Genomic DNA, 3,404 nt, shown 5'->3' with positions numbered 1-3,404 from the left:
TCAGAGCGATTTTATGAATCTATTAAAATGAAGCCGCTTGTCATTTCAACCGAAGTGGAAGGCCATGTTGCTGACCGGCTCATGGAAGCCATCTGGCGCGAAGCACTGCACCTTGTAAATGACGGTGTAGCCACAACAGAAGAAGTGGACGCGGCCATTATCTATGGTCCGGGATTGCGCTGGGCACTTATGGGGCCGTTCTTGACCCTTCATCTTGCTGGCGGAGAACAAGGGATGAGACATATGCTTGAACAATTTGGTCCAGCCTTAAAACTGCCATGGACAAAATTAGTTGCGCCGGAACTCACTGATGAACTGACAAATCGAGTCGTTGAAGGATGTGAAGCCCAAACGGCTGGACATTCCATTCCAGAACTTGAACAACGTCGTGATGAATTCCTGATTGATCTTATGCAATTACTTGAAAAATATTGGCCGGGAGCAAACTTGAACGGAAAGCTCTAACATGAATGGAGGAAGTCAATTGTCTCAAATTGAAAACCCACTCTTAAAGGAAAACGTCCGCAAAGATTGGATCGATTACAACGGGCATATGACAGACGCTGCCTATGCTGTCGTCTTCAGTATGGCCGTAGACCAATTAATGATAGAATTAGGAATCAATGCCGATTTCCGAGATAACCACCAATATTCGATCTATACCTTAGAAACGCATCTTTGCTATTTAGCTGAGGCTCATGAAGGACAAGCACTTCAAGTCAAAATTCAGCTGTTAGACTATGATACAAAACGATTGCATGTCTTTTTCACTATGGAAAACGAAAAAGGAGAACCACTTGCAACTAGTGAGCAAATGTTGATGGGCATGGACATGAACGATGGGCGGCCAGCTCCTTTCCCAACCGGGATTCACTCGCGTATCGAAAGTCTGGCTGGATTGCATAAAAGCATGCCAATGCCTAAACAGGCTGGAAGAACCATTGCGATTCGGAGGAAATAAGAAAGGCTCCTTGTGCTGATCCATAACCATTATGAAGTGCAGTCCCTATATGTTTTGGGACTGCACTTCTTTTGATTGTCTTTAGGCAGATAAGAGTTCCGCTCTTGTACAATCATGGAGGCTTAAATTGTCAGGTTATTATTTATAAGATAAGATCCGTGATTTCCAAAAATCGAAGGGTCTTATTTTTTGCCTGAATACCTTTTCCTTATGAATCTTGTTGATTCATCTGTCCCTTAATTTTACGTGAATGTTCCACAAACTCACTTCCGTTTCATTCGGAAGTCTATTCAATGGTCTGTTATAGGAAAAGGGCTGTCAGATTTCGGTGCAAAAAAAAAGCAAGCCGGATTATTCAGGCTTGCCTTTCATCTTATATGGAGCAGGATCGAAAGACGCAGGTTATCCGCGTCTTCCGCCTCTGCCTCCCTGTTTTGCTCCAGTGTTGCGGTTAAGGGTAGACAAATTCTCTTCACTGGTCTTTAAGAAACGAGACAGTTTATCTTCAAAATTTTCCTTTGATTTGAAACTTCCTTTTGACCCAGCGTTTTTGGAATGGCCGGCGCCTCTCCCTTGGCCCTGTGGGCGCTTTGAGTAAGAAGATGTTGGTCTTTCTGGCCTGTCTATCGCTTTTTTGATGGACAAAGCCGTTTTTCCATCTTTCTCACTAATCACTTTTACTTCAACTTGATCGCCAACTTTAAGATGGTCATTAACATCTTTTACATAGCTGTCCGCTACCTCGCTAATATGCACAAGACCTGTTGTGCCTCCAGGTAATTCTACGAATGCTCCAAAATTAGTGATGCCTGTTACTTTCCCTTGTACCTTACTGCCTACTTCAATCGACATAAAAATAAGAGTCCCCCTCAATAATTATAAAACACTTCATTTATTGTATAACAAATAGAGTAAAAAGTATCAAATGGATTTAATTTCCGCTTATTTATTTTCATTCTTTCCTTTTAACCAAATAAATAAGCATCGTTTCATCCCATTGTACTTCCGATTTACATTCTTACACTTCAATCAACCGCTGGAACGAGCTAAAAATCGGATCCTCTCTATACGCGAGATCAAATTCCCTTTAATGCATCTTTATAACGCTGATAATATGCTTCAACATTGTTCAACAGCAGTAATTCAGTATACAGGTATACTTTCATATTGAAGTTATTGAAATCAATAGTCGTAAGCTCCTGTATTTTTTTGATTCTATAATTTAATGTGTTTGGATGGATGAACAATTCATTGGCGGTCTGTTTACCCTTTCCGTCATTCGCCAAAAACACTTCAAGTGTCCGGAGCAGATCTGTCTGTTTCTTGACATCATTCTTGATCAATGACAACAAGTCATCACTATAATAATCCTTTGAGGTGTTTTTTTCATAGAGCGCAGGCAAGTACCGATAGATTCCCAATTGGGCAAATTCCCGCGGCATCGATTCAGGACGCGGACTGATGAAATTTGCGGTCTCAATGACCTCCGACGCTTCCAAAAAGCTCTTTCTCATTTGATGTAAAGAGGCGTATTCCTTTCCGACCCCGATCAAGAAGTTATAAAATTGCTCTTCGCCTGTTTGTTCTTTGACTTTTTCGGCTAAACTTCTGGCTAATTCCAGCGAAGAAAGCGGTTTATCTGCTTTGCCGTAGAGAATGAGGATCACTTGGTATTCCGTTTTCAACGTATATATATTTGTTTGGAAGCTGGATTCGTGGACCAGCCTCTCAAGATCGTCGAGCATAGGTTTATATTGTGGTGATGTTATCGAATAAACAGCTACAGTGAACCGCTCTGGCAATGTCAGCTTGACCAGGGATGCATCATGGCGCAGTTGGCTTTCGCTTCCATATTCGTGCTGCAGAAGATGCCACAATACCTCTTCTTTTTTGCCTTTTTTGACATTGACCTTCGCGTAAATATCGTTGATCAGGTTCCCAAGGTGAGGGGATATCTCTTCCAGGAAGGCAAGTTCTTCACTTTGGAGAAGATGATCGGACTCCTGGACCCAAATATATCCCATCGTATTCCCAAGGTACTTTGTGGCGATGACGACACGCTGGTGGAACCCCAACTCTTCCATAGATTGAACCCGGATCGGATCAGAATGTTTTTCGAGACGGTGTACGATGCCTTCTTTTTTCAGTCGATCGATGATGAAGATCGGACATTTTTTCGTGAGGATCGTCTTTTGCTGTGTTTGATCGAATTTATCGGAAGAGGAACTGTAAGAAATCAATTCAAAATTTTTGTTTTCAATGATCACGGGGTTGCCTAATTTTGAACTGATCAATTCAGTTGCTTTATGGATGTCTTCTGCCTGAAGGATCAAATCTTTTGCTTCCATAGGAATCTTACCTTTCCACGAGAGTTATTATTCCTATTATAGCGTTAAATTCCTGAATGAAAAGCGAAAAGCTCCCCCTTATCAGGAGAGCTTTT

4 protein-coding genes are annotated in these 3,404 nt (G+C 41.7%); 2 read left to right on the top strand and 2 right to left on the bottom strand.

Going from position 1 to position 3,404, the window contains the following annotated elements:
• On the top strand, positions 1–465 hold a 465-nt coding region (locus tag HP456_RS21615; RefSeq protein WP_246289353.1), incomplete at its 5' end, for a 3-hydroxyacyl-CoA dehydrogenase family protein.
• A gap of 19 nt (positions 466–484) precedes the next feature.
• The gene (locus HP456_RS21610) at positions 485–961 is read left to right on the top strand and encodes a thioesterase family protein (RefSeq protein WP_172254947.1); all 477 of its coding nucleotides are present in this window, start codon (positions 485–487) and stop codon (positions 959–961) included.
• Between the two features lie 402 nt (positions 962–1,363).
• On the opposite strand, the gene HP456_RS21605 is transcribed toward HP456_RS21610, so the two are convergent.
• Both HP456_RS21605 and HP456_RS21600 read right to left on the bottom strand, forming a co-directional pair.
• Positions 1,364–1,813 carry a S1 domain-containing RNA-binding protein gene (locus HP456_RS21605; RefSeq protein ID WP_172254945.1) on the bottom strand — a complete coding sequence of 150 codons (450 nt, stop codon included), beginning with the start codon at positions 1,811–1,813 and terminating at the stop codon, positions 1,364–1,366.
• Between the two features lie 224 nt (positions 1,814–2,037).
• Complete coding sequence (locus HP456_RS21600; RefSeq protein ID WP_172254943.1) at positions 2,038–3,309, bottom strand: PucR family transcriptional regulator; 1,272 nt, start codon at positions 3,307–3,309, stop codon at positions 2,038–2,040.
• Between the last annotated feature and the right edge of the window lie 95 nt (positions 3,310–3,404).

The sequence above is a fragment of the Bacillus haikouensis genome (genome assembly GCF_013179555.1).
GTDB lineage: Bacteria > Bacillota > Bacilli > Bacillales > Bacillaceae_B > Rossellomorea > Rossellomorea haikouensis_A.
This window is presented reverse-complemented; position numbering and strand designations above follow the sequence as displayed.